Source organism: Pseudomonas sp. BP11-1-1 (assembly GCF_052112105.1).
In the GTDB taxonomy this organism is placed as follows: domain Bacteria; phylum Pseudomonadota; class Gammaproteobacteria; order Pseudomonadales; family Pseudomonadaceae; genus Aquipseudomonas; species Aquipseudomonas alvandae.
Genome location: NZ_JAUTYU010000042.1, coordinates 1 through 907 on the forward strand (window position 1 = coordinate 1; position 907 = coordinate 907).

Below are 907 nucleotides of genomic sequence, written 5' to 3' on the forward strand. Positions count from 1 at the left end.
TTGCGCCCGCAGCGATGGTGATGGTCTTGCCGCTGTCCAACGTAACGGTCACAGGACCGTTCTGCGCGGTGACGGGTTTTCCGTCAGCACCGGTCAGAGTGGCGGTGTAAGTGATCGTGCCGTTTTCATTCACGGTTGGCGTAGCGGTCAGCGTCACCGTGGTGGTGTCGTTGACGTCGCTAACCACGGTGCTCACAGGCGCGGTGTTCGGTGCGATGGCTTCGAGATTACCCCCCGATGCATCTTTAATCGATTCGGTGACGGTCGTTGGGCCTTGGTACACGTCGTTGCCGACAGGCACATTGAGCTCGCCCGAGCTTGCACCCGCAGCGATGGTGATGGTTTTGCCGCTGTCCAGGGTCACGGTCACAGGACCGTTCTGCGCGGTGACGGGTTTTCCGTCAGCACCGGTCAGGGTGGCGGTGTAAGTGATCGTGCCGTTTTCATTCACGGTCGGCGTAGCGGTCAATGTCACCGTGGTGGTGTCGTCGACATCGCTGACGACGGTGCTGACTGGAGCGGTGTTTGGCGCGATGGCTTCGAGATTACCGCCGGATGCATCTTTGATCGACTCGGTGACAGTCGTTGGGCCCTGGTACACGTCGTTGCCGACAGGCACATCGAGCGCACCTGAGCTTGCACCGGCAGCGATGGTGATGGTCTTGCCGCTGTCCAGGGTGACGGTCACCGGACCGTTCTGAGCAGTGACAGGTTTGCCGTCGGCGCCGGTCAGCGTGGCGGTGTAGGTGATGGTGCCGTTTTCGTTCACGGTCGGCGTGGCGGTCAATGTCACCGTGGTGGTGTCATCGACATCGCTAACGATGGTGCTGACCGGAACGGTGTTAGGAGCAATGGCTTCCAAGTTACCGCCCGATGCCGAGGCAATCGATTCGGTGACGGTGGTTGG

General features: G+C 60.9%; 1 protein-coding gene. It reads right to left on the reverse strand.

What is annotated here, in order from left to right; all coding sequences use genetic code 11:
• The coding region (locus Q7C33_RS28880) for an immunoglobulin-like domain-containing protein (RefSeq protein WP_407684593.1) at positions 1-907 on the reverse strand (907 nt) is incomplete at both ends.